Source organism: Bacteroidales bacterium (assembly GCA_035353855.1).
Classification (GTDB): domain Bacteria; phylum Bacteroidota; class Bacteroidia; order Bacteroidales; family CG2-30-32-10; genus DAOQAK01.
On record DAOQAK010000026.1, the window covers coordinates 33,017 to 52,934 of the forward strand.

25 protein-coding genes are annotated in these 19,918 nt (G+C 33.8%); 3 read left to right on the plus strand and 22 right to left on the minus strand.

What is annotated here, in order from left to right; all coding sequences use genetic code 11:
- Positions 1–3: 3 nt before the first annotated feature.
- The 22 genes from PKK00_08105 to thiS form a co-directional block, all read right to left on the minus strand.
- Positions 4–705: an aromatic aminobenezylarsenical efflux permease ArsG family transporter gene (locus PKK00_08105; GenBank protein HNW98356.1), complete on the minus strand. Its 702-nt coding sequence runs from the start codon at positions 703–705 to the stop codon at positions 4–6.
- A 6-nt stretch (positions 706–711) separates the two neighbouring features.
- A complete protein-coding gene (locus PKK00_08110; protein ID HNW98357.1) occupies positions 712–1,140 on the minus strand; it encodes a nitrophenyl compound nitroreductase subunit ArsF family protein in 429 nt (142 codons plus the stop codon).
- Positions 1,141–1,145: 5 nt separating this feature from the next.
- A complete protein-coding gene (locus PKK00_08115; protein ID HNW98358.1) occupies positions 1,146–1,715 on the minus strand; it encodes a nitrophenyl compound nitroreductase subunit ArsF family protein in 570 nt (189 codons plus the stop codon).
- Positions 1,709–2,035, minus strand: coding sequence for a metalloregulator ArsR/SmtB family transcription factor (locus PKK00_08120; protein ID HNW98359.1), 327 nt, complete (start codon positions 2,033–2,035; stop codon positions 1,709–1,711). Before PKK00_08120 ends, PKK00_08115 begins: the two co-directional genes overlap by 7 nt.
- Positions 2,035–2,280 carry a thioredoxin family protein gene (locus PKK00_08125; protein ID HNW98360.1) on the minus strand — a complete coding sequence of 82 codons (246 nt, stop codon included), beginning with the start codon at positions 2,278–2,280 and terminating at the stop codon, positions 2,035–2,037. Before PKK00_08125 ends, PKK00_08120 begins: the two co-directional genes overlap by 1 nt.
- Before the next feature lie 150 nt (positions 2,281–2,430).
- Complete coding sequence (locus PKK00_08130; protein ID HNW98361.1) at positions 2,431–2,730, minus strand: metalloregulator ArsR/SmtB family transcription factor; 300 nt, start codon at positions 2,728–2,730, stop codon at positions 2,431–2,433.
- Positions 2,731–2,796: 66 nt separating this feature from the next.
- Positions 2,797–4,428: an adenine deaminase gene (gene ade / locus PKK00_08135; protein HNW98362.1), complete on the minus strand. Its 1,632-nt coding sequence runs from the start codon at positions 4,426–4,428 to the stop codon at positions 2,797–2,799.
- An 86-nt stretch (positions 4,429–4,514) separates the two neighbouring features.
- The gene (locus PKK00_08140) at positions 4,515–5,837 is read right to left on the minus strand and encodes a T9SS type A sorting domain-containing protein (GenBank protein HNW98363.1); all 1,323 of its coding nucleotides are present in this window, start codon (positions 5,835–5,837) and stop codon (positions 4,515–4,517) included.
- Positions 5,838–5,846: 9 nt separating this feature from the next.
- Positions 5,847–6,929 carry a TIGR03032 family protein gene (locus PKK00_08145; GenBank protein HNW98364.1) on the minus strand — a complete coding sequence of 361 codons (1,083 nt, stop codon included), beginning with the start codon at positions 6,927–6,929 and terminating at the stop codon, positions 5,847–5,849.
- 180 nt (positions 6,930–7,109) lie between these two features.
- Positions 7,110–8,246 carry a serine hydrolase gene (locus tag PKK00_08150; GenBank protein ID HNW98365.1) on the minus strand — a complete coding sequence of 379 codons (1,137 nt, stop codon included), beginning with the start codon at positions 8,244–8,246 and terminating at the stop codon, positions 7,110–7,112.
- 20 nt (positions 8,247–8,266) lie between these two features.
- Positions 8,267–8,722 (minus strand): cyclic pyranopterin monophosphate synthase MoaC, encoded by a 456-nt coding sequence (moaC, locus tag PKK00_08155; GenBank protein HNW98366.1) that lies wholly within the window; start codon positions 8,720–8,722, stop codon positions 8,267–8,269.
- Between the two features lie 73 nt (positions 8,723–8,795).
- Positions 8,796–9,596 carry a radical SAM protein gene (locus tag PKK00_08160; protein ID HNW98367.1) on the minus strand — a complete coding sequence of 267 codons (801 nt, stop codon included), beginning with the start codon at positions 9,594–9,596 and terminating at the stop codon, positions 8,796–8,798.
- Positions 9,580–10,755, minus strand: coding sequence for a molybdopterin molybdotransferase MoeA (locus PKK00_08165; protein HNW98368.1), 1,176 nt, complete (start codon positions 10,753–10,755; stop codon positions 9,580–9,582). The genes PKK00_08160 and PKK00_08165 overlap by 17 nt, the downstream gene beginning before the upstream one ends.
- A gap of 130 nt (positions 10,756–10,885) precedes the next feature.
- Positions 10,886–11,428: a hypothetical protein gene (locus tag PKK00_08170; protein HNW98369.1), complete on the minus strand. Its 543-nt coding sequence runs from the start codon at positions 11,426–11,428 to the stop codon at positions 10,886–10,888.
- Positions 11,429–11,572: 144 nt separating this feature from the next.
- Positions 11,573–13,873: a TonB-dependent receptor gene (locus PKK00_08175; protein ID HNW98370.1), complete on the minus strand. Its 2,301-nt coding sequence runs from the start codon at positions 13,871–13,873 to the stop codon at positions 11,573–11,575.
- A gap of 2 nt (positions 13,874–13,875) precedes the next feature.
- Complete coding sequence (locus PKK00_08180; GenBank protein ID HNW98371.1) at positions 13,876–14,736, minus strand: hypothetical protein; 861 nt, start codon at positions 14,734–14,736, stop codon at positions 13,876–13,878.
- 101 nt (positions 14,737–14,837) lie between these two features.
- Positions 14,838–15,398 (minus strand): hypothetical protein, encoded by a 561-nt coding sequence (locus PKK00_08185; GenBank protein HNW98372.1) that lies wholly within the window; start codon positions 15,396–15,398, stop codon positions 14,838–14,840.
- A complete protein-coding gene (locus tag PKK00_08190) occupies positions 15,349–16,080 on the minus strand; it encodes a hypothetical protein (GenBank protein ID HNW98373.1) in 732 nt (243 codons plus the stop codon). The genes PKK00_08185 and PKK00_08190 overlap by 50 nt, the downstream gene beginning before the upstream one ends.
- Entirely contained in the window at positions 16,081–16,449 is a 369-nt protein-coding gene (locus PKK00_08195) for a LysR family transcriptional regulator (GenBank protein ID HNW98374.1), read from the minus strand.
- Position 16,450: 1 nt separating this feature from the next.
- Positions 16,451–16,636, minus strand: a complete 186-nt coding sequence (locus tag PKK00_08200; protein ID HNW98375.1) for a hypothetical protein — start codon at positions 16,634–16,636, stop codon at positions 16,451–16,453.
- 49 nt (positions 16,637–16,685) lie between these two features.
- Positions 16,686–16,967 (minus strand): pyrimidine/purine nucleoside phosphorylase, encoded by a 282-nt coding sequence (locus tag PKK00_08205; GenBank protein HNW98376.1) that lies wholly within the window; start codon positions 16,965–16,967, stop codon positions 16,686–16,688.
- Positions 16,968–17,051: 84 nt separating this feature from the next.
- Positions 17,052–17,255, minus strand: a complete 204-nt coding sequence (gene thiS / locus PKK00_08210) for a sulfur carrier protein ThiS (GenBank protein ID HNW98377.1) — start codon at positions 17,253–17,255, stop codon at positions 17,052–17,054.
- A 501-nt stretch (positions 17,256–17,756) separates the two neighbouring features.
- Here thiS and PKK00_08215 point away from each other — a divergent pair.
- Genes PKK00_08215 through PKK00_08225 form a run of 3 tightly spaced genes read left to right on the plus strand, consistent with a single transcriptional unit; the run spans position 17,757 to position 19,900 of the window.
- Positions 17,757–18,839, plus strand: a complete 1,083-nt coding sequence (locus tag PKK00_08215; GenBank protein ID HNW98378.1) for a DUF4118 domain-containing protein — start codon at positions 17,757–17,759, stop codon at positions 18,837–18,839.
- Positions 18,832–19,518 carry a response regulator gene (locus tag PKK00_08220; protein HNW98379.1) on the plus strand — a complete coding sequence of 229 codons (687 nt, stop codon included), beginning with the start codon at positions 18,832–18,834 and terminating at the stop codon, positions 19,516–19,518. Before PKK00_08215 ends, PKK00_08220 begins: the two co-directional genes overlap by 8 nt.
- 25 nt (positions 19,519–19,543) lie before the next feature.
- Positions 19,544–19,900, plus strand: coding sequence for a KUP/HAK/KT family potassium transporter (locus PKK00_08225; GenBank protein HNW98380.1), 357 nt, complete (start codon positions 19,544–19,546; stop codon positions 19,898–19,900).
- The last annotated feature ends 18 nt before the right edge of the window (positions 19,901–19,918 follow it).

A 19,918-nucleotide genomic window follows, 5' to 3' on the forward strand; every position in this document is an offset into this window, starting at 1 on the left:
GTATTAGAAATAAAAAATATAGACGTAATAAATGCCAACAATAATAAATGCAACAGCAACAACTCTTCGGAACCATTTTTCAAAAGCCTTGATTTTATTGTAGAATCCGCCAACACTGGAAATACTGAAAGCAAGCAAATAAGCAACAATAATTACCGGAAGTCCTGTGGCTATTGCAAAAACAAATGGAAGGTATAACCCGCCAGGACTGGCTATTGACATAGGGATAAGCATTCCGAAATACAACACACCGCTGTAAGGGCAGAAAGCAAGTGCAAATACAATTCCTAGTATTAATGCGCTCCAGCTGCTTCCTGTTTTACTTTTCTTTTCAATGCTTTCTGAAATTTTATTCAATCCCGGAATTTTTATTTTAATAAGGTCAAGCATGATAACACCTATAATTATAAGAAGTGGTCCTAAAATGCGTTCACCATACATTTGGAAAAATTTTGCAACATGAAATTTACTTGCGCCAAAATATAATATAACACCAACACCTGTATAGCTTATGGCTCTGCCTAATGTATAGAGCAATCCGTTCAGGAATATTTTCTTTTTATTTTCAATATCCTTGCTGATGAATCCAATGGCAGTAATATTTGTAGCCAAAGGGCACGGACTAATTGCGGTCATAAGCCCAAGTATAAAGGCATACCAAACAGGAGCTGTTGTATTATCAAGTAAATTTTGAAGGAATTCCATTTAAACTTATTTTAATAATTCCTGAATTTTTGATTTTAATTCTGAAACAAAAACTTTTTCATCATGAATTTTTGCAAAAGCAAAATTTGTCAGATCATCGGTTTTTTCTTTAACACCAACAACTTTTGTTACAGCCAATGTTGCTCCATAAGCCTGGTACTTCTCGCTGATGGTCTTGTTTTCGGGAAGCTCGCAATTCAAAATATATAAATCTATTATTCCGCTATCTAATTCTGTTTTGAAATTTTCGTCAATGGTTTTTCTTACTGCAGCTTCAATTGAACGACAGGTATTGCAGCGGTTGGTTATATGAAAATATAAAAGCTTAACTTTTAGTTTTTGAGGATTATTTGAAATCACAGTATCCGTATCTTTTTGAGCAAATACCTGGAAGGAAAAGAAAAGACCGAGAAAAATGAATGCGATATTTTTCATAAAAATTATTTTAAGTATTCTGATATTTTGTTTTTTAATATTTCAATAAATTTTTCTTCTTTATTCTTGGCATATTTGAAACCATCACCGGTTAGATCGGTTTTTGTTTCTTTACCGTTGAAAATTTGTGTAACAAATAGTGCTGAGCCAAAGGCTTGGTATTTCTCAGAGATAGCTTTATTAGCATCTTCCTCAACATTAATGATTTTAAATTTTATTGTTCCCTTAGCTAATTCATTTTTAAAATAAGTGTTCAATGTTTTTTTGGTTGCATCTTCAATAGCGATACACGACACACAACGATTTGCACCATGAAAATAATACACTTCAACTTTTGGTTTTGCTATTTTTGTGTTTGAAGCAGAAGTATTGTTCACTTTTAATGTATCGTTTTTTGTTGTGCTGACAGGTGATGTTATAGAATCATTATTCCCGGAAATGCTATCCGAAACAGCATTTACTTGTTGAGTACTGTCATTATTGGTTTTGTCAGATTTGCCCGAACTTCCGCAACCGGTGAGGAGCAGGGTAGTTACAAAAACTACAAAAAGAATAATTGCTGATTTTCTTAACATATTTTTTTCCCTGTTTTAGGTGGATTCGAAAATATTTCAATAAATAAATTTTTTGCCTGGTTCCAATTCTCGTGGTTGATACAATACTTTATTTTCGGAGGTTTTATTTCTCCTTGTATCAGTCCTGAAATTTTCAATTCTTTCAGATGTTGCGATAATGTAGAACGTGCGATTGGAATTTCTTCGGCCATATCGCCACTATAACAACAACTTTGTGAAGCCAGTTTTTCTAAAATTGAAATCCTTGCCGGGTGACTTAATGCTTTTGCAAAAAGGGCAAGTTTTTTTTGAGTTTCGGTATATTCAATTTTTTTTACCATTATGCATTTTGATTTTTTAATATAATCTCTTTTAATTCGTTCATCGACGGAACCCTTCCCGAAAGAACAACTTTTCCATCGATTACAATACCCGGTGTGCGCATTATTCCATATGACATTATTTTAACAATGTCTTCAACTTTTTCCACATTGGCGCTGATGTTTAGTTCTGAAAGTGCATTTATCGTATTTTTTTCAAGAGTTTTGCAGTTTGGGCAACCGGTACCTAAAATTTTTATATCCATAACGATTTCATTTTTATATTTCGCAAAAATACGAAATGAAAAAATATAAAAAAATTATTTATAAAAATTTTAACAAAAAAAAATCTAACATTTCATCGCTATGGATGAAAGTTAGATTTAATAATTAAACAAACTAACTAACTAATTTTTTTATGAGTTACCGCAACGGCTTACGCACTCAAGAATCTGGAGGAGCGATTCATTCTTTAAATAATAAAAAGTTTGCTTTCCAGCGCGTTTAGAAGCAAGAACGCCTTTATTTTTTAAAATATTTAAATGATGCGATGCTGCAGCCTGTTCAATTTTTAAACGTGCATATATTTCTGTAACGTTAAGTTTTGGTGTAGCTTCTAATAAACCAATAATAGCAATTCTCATGGGATGAGCTATTGCTCTTAGTCTGCTTGCTGCGTCTTCTAATTTTTTAATATCGATTTCCGTTTTAGCCATGATAAAATTATTTGGTGCAAATGTATATATAAATAATATATAAAAACAAATATATTAGATAATTTTTTAAAAAAGTTCTGTAAAACTGAATTTTGTGCCGTTAAAAAGTCCTTTGTCGCTTAACTTTAATTCCGGAATAACCAATAAAGCCATAAATGATAATGTCATAAAAGGAGATTTTAACTGAGTGCCAAGCTCTTTAGCTTTATTATCAATGAGTTCATACATTTTCGCAATTTCAAAACCATCTTTATCGGACATCAATCCGGCAACAGGTAAGGGAAGTATGTGTTCCCAATTTTTATTTACGGCCGAAATACCACCTTTGTTTTTAATTACAAGATTGATCGCATTTACTAAATCATCATCATTAGTTCCAATTGCAATGATGTTGTGACTATCATGAGCAACGGTTGATGCAATTGCTCCATCTTTAAATCCAAATCCTTTGATAAACGCAACAGCAGGTTTTGAAGGCTGGTAGCGATTCATTACAACCAATTTCAAAATATCATTTTTAATGTCGGATTTGATTTCGTTATTAACGATATTTGCTTTTACCTCGATACATTTTGTAATAAGCTGTCCTTCGATTGCTTCAATAACTTTTATCTTATCACTTTTTGCATCAACGCGAATATCATTTTTTGAAATAGCTGAACAATTAAAATAATTGACAGGTTTTTCATCAATACCTTTAATTAAAGTCGTTCCATTTTCTGCAACTTTGTTTCCTTTAATGTAGGTTGATTTTACATTAAATTCTTTTAAGTCATTGACTAAAATAAAATCCGCATCATCATTTTTCTGAAGAAGCCCAACATCAAGTTTATAATGCTTTACAGGATTTAAAGTCAATGCAGTAATTACAGAAAGCGCGTCATAACCTTTGGCAACGGCACGTGCTGCAATAGCGTTCATGTGGTTTTTTGCAAGTTCATCGGGATGTTTGTCATCTGAACAAAACATTATTTTATCAGAATAATTTTTCATCAATCCGATAAGGTCTTCAAAATTTTTTGCAGCGCTACCTTCACGGATTAAAATTTTCATTCCGAAATTTATTTTATCGATTGCTTCTTCCATTGTGAAACACTCGTGGTCAGTAGTGATTCCGGCTTCGGTATATTTTCTTGCATCATCGCCTTTTAATCCGGGAGCATGACCATCAACAGGTTTGTTATATTTTTTTGCAAGCGCAAGTTTTGAAATGACATCTTCGTTGTTAAATAAAACTCCTGGAAAATTCATCATTTCGGCGAGATAATAAATATCATCCATTTTCAAAAGTTCTTCTGTTTCGCTTACGCCTAGCGATGCTCCTGAACTTTCAAAAGGTGTTGCGGGAACACATGAAGGTGCTCCGAAATAAAATTTAAAAGGAACTTTTTTCCCATTTTCAATCATGAATTTTACACCATCAATTCCCAAAACATTTGCTATTTCATGTGGGTCGGAAGCTGTTGCAACGGTTCCGTGAGTAACTGCAAGCCTTGCGAATTCTGAAGGAATCAGCATAGAGCTTTCTATATGAACATGTGCATCAATGAACCCGGGTAAAATATAATGTGTTTCCGTAACAGGTTTTTCAATGATGTTTTTAATTTTCCCATTTTCAATTTCAACAGTACCGCTGTAGATTCGTTGTTTTACAACATCCACAATATTTCCGTTGATAGCAAATGATGATGTTTTCATATAAATTTTTTTTTGGGAGAGCAAAATTATAAAAAAAGGTCTTTAAAAAATTTTTTAAAGACCTTTTTATTTTTTAATCAATTTTGTTATTCAACAATAAGCTTTTTCCGTGAAGCTAATTTTTTATCAGATACCTCAACAATGTAAACACCTGCGGGAAGTTTGTTAATATTGAGTGTTGTTTTATTGTCAATGATATTTTTTTCTAAAATATGTTTTCCCGAAATGTCAAAAAGTTTTATTGTGAGATTATTTTTGTTGTTATGTATTGTAATGATTGCTTCTCCTTGCGCGGGATTTGGCGATACATCAAAGGAAATATCATCAGAATTAAATTCTGGAATACCATTAATCAGGTTATTTTTATAAAAAATAAAATTACCTGTAGTGTCGCCAACCATTAGATCCAAATCGCCATCGTTGTCAATATCACCAAGCGTGGGTGCTGCAATTCCAGCAGCGGCGCTTAAACCAAAGGGATTAAGTAATGGAGCGGCAAAACTTGGTGAAGTATTGCTTCCGGAATTTCTGTAAAAATAGATATTCCCTCCGTTATCCCATGAACCAACAAGAATGTCTAAATCTCCATCATTATCTAAATCACCAACAGTAGGATTTGCTTCATCTATTGATGGAACAGTAAGTCCATAAGGATTCTGTGTTGGAGCTGCAAAATTAGGGCTTGACGCTGTTCCTGTATTTTCATAATATTTAAAAACTCCATAGTATTCATTTGACAACATATCGGGATCCCCATCGTTGTCAAAATCAGCAAAAGCAGGAAACCCTTCTTCAAAAGCTGAATCAAGTCCGAAAGGGTTTGTTGTTGGAAGCGCAAAAGCAGGATTGGCTGGCGTTCCTGTGTTTTGAAAATATTTGAAGGCACCATAATATTCGCCGGTAAATAAATCCTGATCCCCATCGTTGTCCATGTCGACAGTAACGGGCCTGAGTCCTAAAGCCGGGTACGATATACCGAAAGGATTGGTTTGGGGTGCAGCAAAAGCAGGATTGGTAGGAGTTCCTGTATTTTCAAAATATTGAATCTGTCCATAATAGGTTAAGGCTATTATATCAAGGTCGCCATCGTTATCAAGGTCAGTAAAAGATGGAAGTAAAACGTAGTATCCTGGATTTGAAAGCCCGAAAGGATTGTTTACTGCAGGAGCAAAAGTTTGAGCATTTGTATTTCCTACATAAATCAGGAATGCAGCAGCAGCAAGGATTTTTTTCAATTCCTTTTTTTGTAAAATATTTTTTACAATAGAAAAGAGGTTGTTCAGTTTCCATTGCAGTTGCTGCTTTTGTTTATCTGCAATGGTTTGCCAACTGTTGGTTTCAATCAGATCATTTATCTGACGTGCTGTATTTTTAAATTGATTGATTTTTCTGGAGTAGGGATGTTTCATAGCGATATATTATTTGTTTTCATTTTCAGGTAATGACCAGAAAGTGCTTCCCGGAATCGAAAGCCCCATCTTATACTCAGGTCGTATTGTATTTAAAATATTCGGACGAGTAATATTGGGTAGTACATGAACATCATAAATTTCTTCAACAGATGTATTGTAAATTAGTTCTCCGATAATTTTTCCGGTACTGAGTTGTAAAATGCAAACTCCTGTATTCATAGGCTTTTCGGCTATTTCAAGCTTTGAAAAAGTGGATGAACTTTTCCTGAGTTTTGATAAACCAATAAATAAATAATCATTGTAATGTGCCATTCCGCGGACAAACCCATTCATTTTAGCAATTACTTCATAATTTCTTTTTTCAATATTTATTTTAACCAACTCTGAAGTTGCCGATAGAAGAAGATAAATTTCACCATTAATCATTCTTGGAGAATGAGGCATAGGAAGGTTTTCGATAATTGTTTCATTTTTCTTAATATCGAAAAGTATTCCGCTTTTTGTAATATTTTCCCGCCATCCCTGAAATGTATCACTGTTGCTGAAACTTGTTGTATAGCGGGGTTCGCCGTCAATGAGGATCATTCCATTAAGATGGCACCTGTCTTCAGAAACTAATTTTGAAATAAATGGAGGCTTCCAGTAGGGCGTGAAATTATAATTGTCATCGAAAGTTACTATACATGAGAAAAGTGTATTAACTGCAAAAAGTTTTTCGTTGCCCCATAACAAATCATGTATATCAACATTTCCGGTGTGATACGTTAACCTTGGAGTGAAAAAAGCATCATAAGTTTTTGGTTTTGCAGGATAATGAAAACCAAGTTTAGAAGAATTTGAAAAAACAATTATTTCATCTTTACATGCAATTGCAATTTTTGAATTATCAGTATTTACGGCAATCCCCATAGGTTTTGAAAAAGTGCGGGGGAGTTGAACCATCGAGCCGTTTTTTTGTGGTGAAAGAAAAATTATTTTCCCAGCCTGGTATGTGCTGATAACAAGACTGCAATTCAGCCTTGATAAGAGCTCAACAACTTCAGTATTATAGGTGCATTGAAATGCTTCAGCCTGAGAAAAATTATTCATTAAAAAATGTTTAAGATAAACCTGTTGTACTAATTTAGACTATAAATATTGAATGTCAGGTTGAGTTTATCGAAGCCATATTTCGACAGGCTCAATATGACAATTAATTATCAATAAAAGAAATTCAATAGCACAAAACGCTAAGATTAATGTAAAATTAAAAAAAATTAACAGACAGAACTATTTTATTTTTTCAAAATCAGTTAGAGTAAATTCGGCAATCACTTCGGCAGGAATACGGTTGTTGTGTTCTATTATTTTTTTTCCTAACCGAACGATGACCATATTTTCCTGTGGAAGCACAATGATGTATTGTCCTTTGATTCCGCGGGCATAAAAGAATTGTTTGCCAAATGCTTTTGCCTGCCACCACGAATATCCATACTGTTCATTGATGTTTCCATCTTTTAATTCAGCAGGTTTTGTTGATTCATTGATATATGATTCGGAAACGATTTGTTTATTGTTGAACTTTCCGTTGTGAAGTGCAAGCAGTCCTATCCTTGAAAAATCTCTTGCATTGGAGTTAAAACAACAATAAGCTTTTTCCATTCCGTCTTTTCTGTCGAGGCTCCATAGTGCGCTATTTCTTGCTCCCAAAGGTTTCCATAATTTTTCGGAAGCATAATCACTCAATGTTTTTCCTGTAGCTTTTTGAAGAATATAAGCAAGCACCAACTGATTTGAGCTTTGGTAATTGTAACGATACCCGGGTTCTTCAATGACTTTTAAATTTTTAATGATACCAGGAATATCATTTCCAAAATAAGCTTTTGCAGTTAAGCTGAAAGGATTGTTATAACTTTCTTCCCAATCGAATCCTGAAGTCATAGTGAGCAAATCGCGAATAGTAAGTTTTGCATTCATTCCATTTTTGTACTCAGGAATAAAATCAGAGACAAGTTGATTGACGCTATTGATTTTTCCTTCGTCGATTGCAATTCCTACAAGTAAGCTGACAATACTTTTTGCAACAGAAAAAGAACCGGAATAAGAATTGGTATCATAACCATCCCAGTATTCTTCATAAACAACGGAATCATTTTTTATAACCAGGTAAGCAATGGTATTAAACTCTTCCAGGATTTTTCGAAATGAAGTATCAATTTTTATTTTGTTATAATTCTTTGCATCAGGAATGGGAATGTATGTTCCTGCCTGAATAGTCCTGTTGTCGAAAAATTTATAATCATCAATGGATGAACCGAAATGATAGAAAGTGCTGTATAGATAAGAATTTCCGGTTATAAGAACAACGATATTTATTATTACAATAATTCCAATGAACCAGAATAATATTTTTTTTAATATTTTCATTCTATTGAGTTGGTGGAGAATTATGAGATGTTACTTTTTGTTTTTTCTGTTAAAGAAATTTTTTCGATCAACATTTTTTTGTCAACCGCTTTACACATATCGTAAACCGTAAGAAGTGCGACACTAACGGCTGTGAGAGCTTCCATTTCAACACCGGTTTGCCCGATGCATTTTACTTCAGAAATTATTTTTACTCCGTCTTTTTCAAGCATTGCTTTTACATCGACTTTCGTAATTTGAAGAGGGTGGCATAAAGGAATCAAGTCGGAAGTTTTTTTTGCGGCTTGTATGCCTGCGACTTCAGCTAACGTAAGTACGTCGCCTTTTTTAATATTATTTTCTTTGATGAGTTTTATAGCTTCTTTTGAAAGTTTAATAAAACCGGAAGCTTTCGCAATCCGAAGCTGGTCGGGCTTGAGGCCAACATCAACCATATTGGCTTTGCCTTTTTTATCAACATGTGAAAGTTTTTTCATATTAGAAAAATTCAAATTTTTACCACTAAGACACTAAGGACACAAAGTTCGCCGCGGCGAACACTAAGAAATTTTATCCTCCGATTTCATTAAATTTATTTTGACTACTTGCGGTTCCGCATTCTGGTTTTAATTCAAGCGCCATTTCAATTGCCTTGTCATATCCATGTTCCCTGATATCGATTGAAATATCATCGAACAAACATGGCCTTAATTTTCCATTGCTCGATAATCGCAGTTTGTTACACATGGCACAATTACCGCCGGTTCCGCCTTCAACAACAGTAAAATGTCCTTTTGATAAATTCATGCGATGAATAAAACGAACATCAATGTTTTGTTTTTCACAGAACGCTTTCACGGCTACAGCATCGGGCTCTTCAGACGATTCATCAATCACGCAATTGATTTTTATGGGAAGCAAACCGTAATTTTTTGCAGCTTCAATTCCTCGAAAAACTTTATGAATATCACCACCGCGAGTTAATTCGTTGAATTTATTTTCATCAAGTGTGTCAAGGCTTATATTCACCCGATGCAATCCTGCTTCTTTCAATGGCTGTGCAAATTCTTCCAGAAGTATTCCGTTTGTTGTCATTGATAAATCCAGGATTCCTTTTATTTGCGAAAGTTCTTTTATAAAACTCACAACGCCTTTTCTTACCAGAGGTTCGCCACCTGTAATTCTGATCTTGTCAATTCCTTTATTGACGGCTATTTTAGTGAATTCAATAATTTCTTCGAAACGTAAAATCTCATTATGTCCAATCAATTTAATTCCTTCTTCGGGCATACAGTAGGCGCATCGCAGGTTGCAACGATCGGTAATTGAGATTCTCAGGTAATTTATCTTACGATTAAAGCGGTCGTACATCAACAGGTTCTCCTTTTTTAATTTCACTAATTCCAAAAGGAATTATCATAATACCATCGGCAAAGCAAAGCGAATGAATATGTCCTGAGCCATGGTACTCAATGGTTGCGACTTCACCATTTTCATTAAAAATAACAGGTATCCAATTAAGCCTGTCGAATTTTTTTCTTTTGAAATCAGCCGCAATAGGAAATTTCAAATTTTTTATTTCACTGTTATTTCCAATAATTTTATTTAAAAATGGTTTCACAATCATTTCAAAAATGGTGAAAGTTGAAACAGGATTTCCGGGCAAACCGAAAATCCAGCAGTTATTGCTTACACCAAAAACAGTAGGACTTCCTGGTTTAACAAGAATCTTTTGGAACTTAATGTCAATATTTTTCTTTTTTAATATCCCGGGAATAAAATCAAAATCACCCATGGAAACTCCACCCGTTAACAGAATTACATCTGTTTTTTTAATGGCTTCCGAAATAATTTTATTTGTTTTTTCGGGATCATCAGGCGCTATACCCATATAAACAGGAATGCAATTTAATTTTTTTATTTGAGCGATAAGCTGGTAAGCGTTGCTGTTCCTTATTTGCGAAGGTCCGGGAATTCCATTGGGTTCAATGATTTCATCCCCTGTTGAAATGACTGCAACTTTAGGTTGCTTTGTAACCATTGGTTTTACTACACCTACAGAAGCAAGCACTGCTATATGCTGTGGCTGAATAAGTGTTCCTTTTTTTAAAACGACTTCGCCTTTGTTTACATCTTCTGCTTTGTAAGCAATGTTATTTAACGTATCGGATGCGGTGAAACGAATTTTATTTTCGGAAACTATTTCAGTTTGTTCAACCATAATCACACAATCGGCACCTTCGGGAACCGGTGCTCCGGTCATTATTTTTGAACATTGATTTTCTTTAATGATTTTTGTTGGCGCTTGTCCGGCTGGAATAATTTCAAGCACATCGAGAATATTTTTTAAATCACTGCGACGACAAGCATAGCCATCCATTGCCGATTTATTAAAAGGAGGAATGTTTATATCAGACTTAATATCTTCAGCAAGTATGCGGTTTAGTGAATCATTTAATGATACTTCTTCAATGCCAAGTTGCTTTACTGATTCTGAAATAATTTTATATGCTTCTTCAAATTTTATCATTACTTATTTTTATTTCTCGCAGATAAGTGCAGAAAATTACGCTGATTTCCGCTGAGTTTATAATATTTTAATTGTTTATGTTCATCTGCAATAATCTGCGTTTTAATCAGCGTTAATCTGCGAGAACATTTTATTTTAAAATCCATTTTCCTTTCTCGATTTCAATTTTTGAAATATCAAAATTAATAAATTCTTTTCCATTGAAATTAATAATATAATCAGCTAAATTAAGAACTTCTGTTGCTGTATTTTTAATTTCTTTGTTTAGATTTTTTATCATGATAAAAATATCTGGCTGCACCAATTTTCTTAAACTATTGGATTCGCAAACATAAAAAGAATTTTTATCAAGCATCGGCAGAAGCTCTTGAAGCGCGATATTCAGGAATTCAGCTTTTGTATGAATCCAGAATGTTTCCTGCGCACCCGATGAAATCATACGATCGGTGCTTTTTTCTTTTCTGGTAACAGTATTTTTTTTAATGGTAAAATTTTCATTTAAACTTTCAATATTTCCATGAAAAGAGTTATCACCTTCATGAATAGTGCTGATTTTAATTCCTGTAATTTTATAATTATCGCTGAAATTTTTTATAATGGATGATGCAAGCTCTGTCTTGCCCGAATGACGAGCTGTTGCACCGATGATTATCATTCTTTCTATTCGTATCATAAATTAGGACCTGAACAAAATTAAGGCTTTTAATTAAAATTAAAGAAAAATATTTTTCAAATTATTATTGCTATTAATTTAAAAAACTTTGAAGAGAATCAATTTATTTATCATTGCAACCTTATTAAGGTGTGTCATTAAAAATTAAAATGAATAACCCAGCGAAGCAATGAAAAATCTTCCGGGTGGCAACAATCCTTTGCTGTCGAGGTGGATAGTGTTGAATATATTTTCGCAGGTTAATGATGCATTAAAACTTTTAAAGAATTTTTTAGAAACTTTTGCATCAAATAATGCATAGTCGTCAACCTTTATGGTGTTTTCATCATCTGCCCAGGTTGATGAAGCGTATTTGTAGATAATGCTGAAGTTAATAAATTTTGATTTGTAAATAATTCCAGAGAAAATGTGATGCAATGGAACATCAATTAAAAATTTATTGGTAAGGTCTTTCGATACAAAAAGAGTAGTGTCGAAATCTTTTATTTGTGAATGATTATAAGAGTAATTTAAAAATGCTGAAAGGTGTTTATTTAATGTGTAATTTGCAGCAAATTCAATTCCGTAAATTTCAACTTTGCTAATGTTTTCGCGCTTTATAACAGGTTGTTTTTTTGTTTTGGTTGTGTAAATAGAATCACCGGTTCCAACAAAATATTGAAAGTCTTTTCCAATAGAATAAAATAATACGGGTTCAACTTCGAGTTTGTGATACTGAATAACCATGCCTATTTCAGCATTGCTAAGGTATTCCGGTTTAAGATATGGATTGGCAAGTTTAAAACCTTTGTTTACATCACCTGTTTTACACATATCGCTGAGTGTTCCTGAACGAAAGCCTCGCGAAACATTGAAATAAACAGAAAGGCTGTCGTTATATTTATAAAGCAATCCTGCTTTCGGACTTAATGCATTCCAGTTTTTTTCAGTCAAAGGTTGCAGGTATGGCAACATGAATGATGTGGTAAAAGAAGGAGCATCAATAGTAAAATCAGCATCAAAGAAATTTACTATATCATAACGCAAACCTATGATTGACTTCAACCTGTTTTTAATTATCTCTATATCGTCCTGTGCGAATAGCCCGTAATAGTCGAGGTTTCCTTTGTATGTAACAGTATCGGTTGAAGTGTGATAAACATCAGAAGATTTTGTTTTCCCTAATTTACTGTCGAAACCAAAAGTGATGGTTTGATTTTTCTTAAATGGAAATGAAGCATTGCACCAGATACCTTTATCACCAGAGTCGGTGTAAGTATTCAGAAATGTATATGCCCCGCTTTGTTTGATACTTTCTTTTTGTGCATCATCAAAATCGTATTTGTAAAAAGCGGAAGCATAAATTCGGAACTTGCCAATAAGCCCGTTATACCTGGCCTGCCAGAACTGATATATGTCGTGGTAGTAATTTCCAAGCTCTTCAAAAATTTTTTTTCCCTGACCCATTGTTGCATCCGAAGCATCGTATTCAATTTCGAGATTATTATTTTTATTGAAACTATAACCGGTGCGTAATGACCCATTGTTTTCTTTAAGATATGTTGCAACATCAGTGCTTTCGGCAATCGAATCGGGATAAAGAACATAGCCATCACTACGACGGATAAAGCCATCAGCAAGCCAATAAAAACCTTTATCGTTTTTTATTTTACTTCCGCTTAAATTAAGACTGCCACCGTAAGTGTTGTAAGTTCCGTAGAAAGTATTGACTTCAGCTTTAAAAGGTTTTGAAGGATGACGTGTAATTACGTTAATAACTCCGCCCATAGCATTACTGCCATATAGCGAAGAGTTTGGGCCTTTGATAACTTCTATTTTTCTGATGTTCTCAGGGTTTATCCTGTTCCAGTTTGTAGCACCGCCATCGACAATGCTTGCTGGGATTCCGTCAATCAGAAGTAGAGTATAAACATTTCGATTCAATCCGCGCATGGTAACATCGCCAGTTTTGTAAAAAATTCCGAAGTGACGTGTAATGTTAATTCCTGAGATCAAACTTAAATACTCATCGGCTGTAACTGCCGGTATTTCCTGTATTTCGTCGCGTGTGATGATACCAACACTTGCCGGTAAATCTTTAATTTTTTTTTCAGTTCGTGTTGCAGTTACGATTACAGAATTCATCTCATACATTCCTGAGATTAATTTAAAATTGAAATTATAAGCTCCGGCAGATGTAGTAATGTAAAGAGAAGTATCTTTATAACCCATCAACTTTACTTTCAGATTATAAGAACCTGCAGGTATTGAACTGAATTCGTAATTACCGCTGTTATTGCTAATGGCAGAAATATTAAGTTCTTTGATTGATATGGTTGCACCTTCCAGCTCTTCGTTAGATGAGGCATCAGTAATTTTACCATTAATGGAAACCTGTGAATATGCTTCAAATACTGAAACAATGAGAAAGAAAAGAAAAAAATATTTTATAATTTTTATTTTCACTTTTAATAAGGTTGCATTTTCACTTTAATCTCAACAGTGCCTGCATCAGTGCCGGTAACATTAAGCACTTTGAACATTCCCAATTTATTTTTCGCTGTGCGGAAAACATAAATATCACCTGCTACAAGATTTTTTGCTTTACGTTTTGCCAGCGTTTCATTATAAGTCGCTATCAATATGCTGTCATTATAGAAGCTTTCAAAATCAGAAGCGCTTAGTGAAGTTTGCAGGTAACGTGTTTCGTTTTTAACAGTCCAGTTTGTTAAGCCTGAAGTGCCCGGAAATACTGATGCATCTATGTTTGCATTAGGTGATGCAATGGTGTTTGCATCAGTTTGAATAGCGTCATAGAAATATAAAATCTCAATAGAATCCTGGATAGCATATGCCTGGTCTAAATTATAAACCAGTTTGTTTTTTATATCAAGAAAACTTCCAATAGAAGTATTGTTCTGAGCGCCTAAAATAATTGATGGAATTGTAACGATACTTCCAAATACAGAACTAGAATCAGCAAAAATATTAAATGATACAGAAGCTGAATTTCCGTTTTTATCGCGCACAATAAATGTCCACGTGTCTTTTGCTGCAAGACCTTTTATAATGGTTTTATTGATGTCGAGCGTGGAAACATTCATACCGGTATCGAGGTATGTTGTAGTTGAATTATTACTAACCTTAATAATGAAATTGGTGATATTCACATCCCCTTTTTGAGCAATGATGCCAACATTGTAAGTTTTACCAATTAAAATTGTGTCATCTTTATAAACAAACCCGCTGTCAAGTTTAAATGCAATAGTTGGTCCTATACCATCATCATTATTTTTTCTGCATGAAAAAATAGAAACAATGAAAAGCACCGTAAACAGTAACTTGCAAAAGATTAGTATTTTGTTTTTTTTGTTATGCATGTTGTTACATAACGATTGGTTAAATATAAAATTAAAAAAAGAAAAGAGCACTAATTATCTTTTTTCTTGTGAAACATTTTTATTCCTGAAGGAATAAGTCCGCCAATAAATCCGAAAATAAAATGAGTGAAAACCGGAAATAAAAATCCGTTAATAAAAGAACCGTAAGGGAAACCTGTAATAAGAGTGATTGCCATTCTTGTAATAGGAATCGACATATAAGCAAGTCCGCAAATCAATGCTGTAAAGAAAATATTCTTACGGAAAAAAGAAATGTCATTGTAAAGTAGATCAACAATGAATCCTGGGAAAAGATAAGTTACAGTTATGAATGGATCTTTAAAGCCAAGCGGAATGAGGAGCATAAAAGCTGCGCCAATACTTGAATAGCTTGATGCAAATTTTTTATTTGAAATTAATCTGCCCGAAAAAAGCAAAGCCATATAAATTATTCCGTTATGCCCGGGAAGTTTTAAAGGGATTCTCAGGTAAGCATGAAGCAAAACGCCTGCTGCTCCTATTCCTGCCAAAAGAATAAATTCAGTAATATCATTTAAAAGCTTAGTTGGATATGCTTTTGATATACTCTTTTGATACGACTTTCCATCCATAATCTGCTTCGTTTGATTGTTCTGCAAATATAACGATTTTATTTTTCTTTAAAACAGGTCGCCACCAGTCGGCAAGAAATACTTTTGTGTCTGGTGGCAGATCATTATTTTCTATATCTTTTATTTCATGAATCCCTGTTTTTTCTTTTATTTCAGAAACTTTGAAAACACCTATTAACTCACGCATTCCTTTAATCCAAAGAAATCGTCCATCATTGCCGCCTTTACGCAAACCTACGGCAGCAAGCGAACCGATTATTCCTCCTTTTGTGCCGGTATAACCTTCAAGAAAAATATTTTCTTCCGATGCTATTTTCCTGGCTTCTACCTGTGTGATGATTTCTTTTTTTGCCCGCAATCCCCATTGAAGGATTTTCTCAGAAACCCTGTCATATGGTGCAACACACAATCCTGCATCAGAACCATCGGCGCTTTCTTTCAGTAAATAATCAGCGCAGAATTTTTGTAAGTCATTTATTTTTTCTGATTCCACTTCGAGGCAGGCTGAACTGTTGTGCGAAGTGTAAGGTATTCTTCTGTCGAATAATAACTGGTGACGGGTAACACCAATTAATTTCGCGATTCCATTTTCTGTTAACAACCTTCCCATCTCGCGTGAACGAAAGCCTGTACCACGGCTTTCCAGGTTGTCAGTATCATCAATGCCGATAAGGATTCTCATTTATAATGATGATATTTCGTTATGAAATTTGATGAATGATTTCTGAAAAAATATTTCAAATTCGTTATGAAAACGGGTATATGCTTTTATAAGCTCCAATCCTTGTTTTGTGATCATTGAACTTCCACCGAGCTGACCGCCCCTGTGTTTTTCAATAACTGAGATACCAAGAAGTTCTTCAATTTTTTTTAGATCGCCCCAAGCCTTGCGATAGCTGATGCCAAGGTTTATCGCTGCTTTTGAAATAGAACCATATTCCTCGATAGCCCGTAGTAAATGCCATTTACCATCGCCCAGGATGCCTTCACCGTTTTTTAATGAGAGCCACAATTTATAATGTGCTTCCAATTCGGGAATTTTCGATTTCATCTTAAAAACAACCCAACTGGCATTTCATTATTTTTACTTTCATATCATCGCAGACTTTACCCACTTCTGATGTTGGAGCATGTAAGTCTTCTGCAATTTTTAATGCAGTGGCGCAAGGGATATATTGCTTGCCTTCTTTAGCAATGATCTTAGCTTTAATTGCTTCTTCAATTTTTTTTCTTTCCATAAAAACAATTTTAGTTATGAAAAATCCACAACAATGAAAATCATGTTTCTTATTTATAAAGGCAGAGGTATGATGATTCTTCTTTAACTACGAGCTGAAACTTTTTATCTTTTTCAACGATGAAGGTTTCGCCTTGTTTAAACTCTTTCCATTCGCTGCTTCCGGGAAGTTTAACGGTAAGTTTTCCTGAGGTTACTGTCATGTATTCTACAGTTGAAGTTCCGAATTCATATTCGCCAACAGCCATAACACCTATAGTTGCTGAACCTTCTTTAGTTGTGAACGCAATTGATTTTACATTGCCACCGAAATATTCGTTTGTTTTGAACATAATTATTTATTTAATTGTTATACTGTTTTATTGTTTAATTGCTAAAAAATTCATTCTTTAACCGTCAACCGTCAACGGCTTTCATCATCCTCCGCTCATTAAATGTATCACATCTACTTTATCGCCGTCGCGGATTATTATTTTTTCGTAATCATCTCTTTTCACAAGATTCCCATTCACTTTAATTACAAGCAATTTAAAAGTAAATTTCTGTACAGCTAAAAGTTCTTTTACAGAAATTTCCTTATAGTTAAGTTCTGTATCGTTATTGTTAAGGTTAATTTTCATCTTCAAATCTTCATATTATAATTCTCAAAATTAAAATTTTATTTTGATTTTAAATAGGTATATTTATAAAGAATTTCATTTATATGATAATGGCAATTGTCATTATACCGATACGGAAATGATTTATTCATAACTTATTTTATACCGATTGTATAGATGTAATAGTCCAATAAATTGTACTATAACATCTATGTCATCGGCATAACCATTGTAAAATTTAAAATATCCTTTGGACTATTTTAAATTAACAATTGGTATTATTTTAAAGGTATTTATGAGCTCACAAGTTCGGTTGCAAAATTTCCTATCCACGACAAGTCGGGATAAATCGGCATAACAGAATCTAAGCTTATTTTGCTTAACAAATCAGCTAAGATTCTATATAAATTCAAATGTTTCCGATAAATCTTTATAAAATCTTTATATTTAATTAATGATTATTTATATTTTCTTTATAAATGACACAGTATCTTTGTAAAAAAATAATAAAACATATAATAAGTGCCAGCGCTATTTACATACAAAGCTAATAAATCAAGACAATATTTTTTAAGTATTGGACTTGTTGTTGTGGTTTCAGCCATTTGTTACTTGCTATCGGATTATATGGGTTACCGTGTTGTCGCGTTGATCCTGATGGTTACCGTTTCGTTCATCGCAATGTTTTATAGCATTCTTCCTGTTTTGGTTTGTGCCATACTTAGCGCCCTGATTTGGGATTATTTTTTTATTCCGCCCTATTTTGCATTTACAGTTCATGACACTGAAGACCTGTTAATGCTGATGATGTACTTTATTATTGCTATGGTGAATGCAGTAATGACCTATAAGATACGACAAATGGAAAAAGCAGCACAGGAGAGAGAAGAAAAAGAAAAAACAGTAATGCTATATAATACTTTATTGAATTCTCTTTCACATGAATTGAGAACACCTATTTCAACTATTATCGGAGCAACGGATAATATGTTATCAGAATTAAACAATTTAACAGAACAAAACAAAAATGATTTATTAAAAGAGATATCAGATGCTTCACTGCGCCTTGACAGGCAGGTAGAGAATTTGCTTAATATGTCAAGACTTGAATCCGGTTTTTTAAAACCCAAAAAGGATTGGTGCGATATCAATGAACTTATTCATGATGTAGCAAACAAGTATACGGGTAATATTGATAATCATACTATAAATATACAGGTTAAAGAGAACTTGCCTCTTTTTAAACTTGACTTTGTACTAATAGAACAAGTGCTGAATAATTTAATTTTAAATGCAATACTGTATACGCCAAAATACTGCATAGTAACAATTATGGCAATGTGTAAAAACGATAATTTAATACTCATCATTGAAGACCATGGCAATGGGTTTCCACCCGAAGAGATTGATAAAGTATTTGATAAATTTTACCGGTTAAAAAATACAAAACCGGGAGGGACAGGGCTTGGATTGTCTATTGTCAAAGGGTTTATTGAAGCACATAATGGCAAGGTGAAACTTGAGAATATCCCTGAAGGTGGAGCCCGGTTTACTATAGAAATACCAGCAGAAACAACATACATAAACAATTTAAAAAATGAATGAGCTGGAAATATTAATTATTGACGATGAAGTCCAGATACGAAAGCTGTTAAGTATAACTTTACACAGCAATAATTACAAAGTTCTGGAGGCTGCCAATGCTAAAGAAGGATTGGCGCTGGCTGCCAGTTGCAGTCCTGATATGATTCTGCTTGATATAGGATTGCCGGATGAAAGCGGGCATATTGTACTAAAGAGATTACGTGAATGGTACAATAAACCTATTATTATCCTTTCCGTTCAGAATTGTGAAGACGATATTGTAAAAGCTTTGGATAATGGTGCAAACGATTATCTTGTAAAACCATTTCGTACAGGTGAACTTCTTGCACGTTTACGTTCAGCAATAAGAAGTACAAATATTGAAGAATCACAGCCAGTATTTGATTTAGGTGATTTATATATTGATCTTTCAACACATACGGTAAAAAAGAATAAAGAAGTTATAAAGCTCACATCAACGGAGTATTATTTGCTGGCGTTATTAGTGGTGAATGAAGGAAAAGTACTGACACATCAGTATATTTTAAGACAAGTGTGGGGTGTTGGTTATATTAGTCAGTCGCAGTATTTGCGCGTATTCATAGCACAACTCAGAAAGAAAATTGAAAACGATCCGAACCGTCCTGAGTATATCCTTACTGAATCAGGAGTTGGTTACCGCTTTGTTGCGAAAGAGTAAATCACTTTATAAAATATTTTTTAAAATGACATCGAATAATATTCATTCGAAGAGGATAACTATTGCCTCATTATTGGTGGCGCTTGGAATAATTTACGGCGACATAGGGACTAGTCCATTATATGTTCTTAAAGCAATAGTTGGAGAAAGAAAGATTGATGAGATACTGGTGTTTGGTGGAGTTTCATGTATATTCTGGACATTGGTTTTTCAAACAACCATAAAATATATTTGGTTAACACTGAAAGCAGATAATGAAGGTGAAGGAGGAATTTTTTCTCTTTATGCATTAGTTAGAAGATATGGAAAAAAATTAGTGATACCCACAATACTTGGTGCAACAACACTCCTGTTTTCCGCACTTTTTCGAGGCACCCTCTGAACCCCTTGTTAAATCTAT

What these genes read in the sequence shown, in the direction of transcription:
- moaC (HNW98366.1), bottom strand. Translation starts at nt 8,722, where the DNA reads ATGAAAAAACTTTCACATGTTGATAAAAAAGGCAAAGCCAATATGGTT.
- PKK00_08110 (HNW98357.1), bottom strand. Translation starts at nt 1,140, where the DNA reads ATGAAAAATATCGCATTCATTTTTCTCGGTCTTTTCTTTTCCTTCCAG.
- PKK00_08145 (HNW98364.1), bottom strand. Translation starts at nt 6,929, where the DNA reads ATGAATAATTTTTCTCAGGCTGAAGCATTTCAATGCACCTATAATACT.
- PKK00_08205 (HNW98376.1), bottom strand. Translation starts at nt 16,967, where the DNA reads ATGTTCAAAACAAACGAATATTTCGGTGGCAATGTAAAATCAATTGCG.
- PKK00_08140 (HNW98363.1), bottom strand. Translation starts at nt 5,837, where the DNA reads ATGAAACATCCCTACTCCAGAAAAATCAATCAATTTAAAAATACAGCA.
- PKK00_08150 (HNW98365.1), bottom strand. Translation starts at nt 8,246, where the DNA reads ATGAAAATATTAAAAAAAATATTATTCTGGTTCATTGGAATTATTGTA.
- PKK00_08170 (HNW98369.1), bottom strand. Translation starts at nt 11,428, where the DNA reads ATGATACGAATAGAAAGAATGATAATCATCGGTGCAACAGCTCGTCAT.
- PKK00_08165 (HNW98368.1), bottom strand. Translation starts at nt 10,755, where the DNA reads ATGATAAAATTTGAAGAAGCATATAAAATTATTTCAGAATCAGTAAAG.
- PKK00_08120 (HNW98359.1), bottom strand. Translation starts at nt 2,035, where the DNA reads ATGGTAAAAAAAATTGAATATACCGAAACTCAAAAAAAACTTGCCCTT.
- PKK00_08130 (HNW98361.1), bottom strand. Translation starts at nt 2,730, where the DNA reads ATGGCTAAAACGGAAATCGATATTAAAAAATTAGAAGACGCAGCAAGC.
- PKK00_08105 (HNW98356.1), bottom strand. Translation starts at nt 705, where the DNA reads ATGGAATTCCTTCAAAATTTACTTGATAATACAACAGCTCCTGTTTGG.
- PKK00_08190 (HNW98373.1), bottom strand. Translation starts at nt 16,080, where the DNA reads ATGAGAATCCTTATCGGCATTGATGATACTGACAACCTGGAAAGCCGT.
- PKK00_08200 (HNW98375.1), bottom strand. Translation starts at nt 16,636, where the DNA reads ATGGAAAGAAAAAAAATTGAAGAAGCAATTAAAGCTAAGATCATTGCT.
- ade (HNW98362.1), bottom strand. Translation starts at nt 4,428, where the DNA reads ATGAAAACATCATCATTTGCTATCAACGGAAATATTGTGGATGTTGTA.
- PKK00_08195 (HNW98374.1), bottom strand. Translation starts at nt 16,449, where the DNA reads ATGAAATCGAAAATTCCCGAATTGGAAGCACATTATAAATTGTGGCTC.
- PKK00_08185 (HNW98372.1), bottom strand. Translation starts at nt 15,398, where the DNA reads ATGGATGGAAAGTCGTATCAAAAGAGTATATCAAAAGCATATCCAACT.
- thiS (HNW98377.1), bottom strand. Translation starts at nt 17,255, where the DNA reads ATGAAAATTAACCTTAACAATAACGATACAGAACTTAACTATAAGGAA.
- PKK00_08125 (HNW98360.1), bottom strand. Translation starts at nt 2,280, where the DNA reads ATGGATATAAAAATTTTAGGTACCGGTTGCCCAAACTGCAAAACTCTT.
- PKK00_08115 (HNW98358.1), bottom strand. Translation starts at nt 1,715, where the DNA reads ATGTTAAGAAAATCAGCAATTATTCTTTTTGTAGTTTTTGTAACTACC.
- PKK00_08220 (HNW98379.1), top strand. Translation starts at nt 18,832, where the DNA reads ATGAATGAGCTGGAAATATTAATTATTGACGATGAAGTCCAGATACGA.
- PKK00_08225 (HNW98380.1), top strand. Translation starts at nt 19,544, where the DNA reads ATGACATCGAATAATATTCATTCGAAGAGGATAACTATTGCCTCATTA.
- PKK00_08160 (HNW98367.1), bottom strand. Translation starts at nt 9,596, where the DNA reads ATGTACGACCGCTTTAATCGTAAGATAAATTACCTGAGAATCTCAATT.